Origin of the sequence: Sphingobium sp. LMC3-1-1.1 (genome assembly GCF_040676285.1) — a bacterium.
Lineage (GTDB): Bacteria > Pseudomonadota > Alphaproteobacteria > Sphingomonadales > Sphingomonadaceae > Sphingobium.
Genome location: NZ_JBEGHQ010000083.1, coordinates 1 through 255 on the forward strand (window position 1 = coordinate 1; position 255 = coordinate 255).

At 65.5% G+C, this 255-nt stretch carries 1 pseudogene; it reads left to right on the top strand.

Going from position 1 to position 255, the window contains the following annotated elements:
• Positions 1-255 (top strand): annotated as a pseudogene (locus MRBLMC3_RS23155) (hypothetical protein); the annotation flags it as partial.

The window sequence follows — 255 nt, forward strand, 5'->3', positions numbered from 1 at the left end:
GCCCCGAGGCGCCGATCTATCCCGAGGTGATCCCGCCCTCGCGCACCTGGGAGCATGTCCCGCCGAGCCGCATCCGCGGCGTTGGAACGCTGCTCAACCGCGAGGAAATGAGCGGAACGCTTCCCGATGAGATCCTGACCCCGGGCAAGGGACAGATCCGCGGCCTGCTGATCCAGGGCGGCAACCCCGTCGTTGCCATTCCGGGCCAGAAGAAAGTCGTTGAGGCGATGAAGTCGCTGGAACTCTCGGTGATGA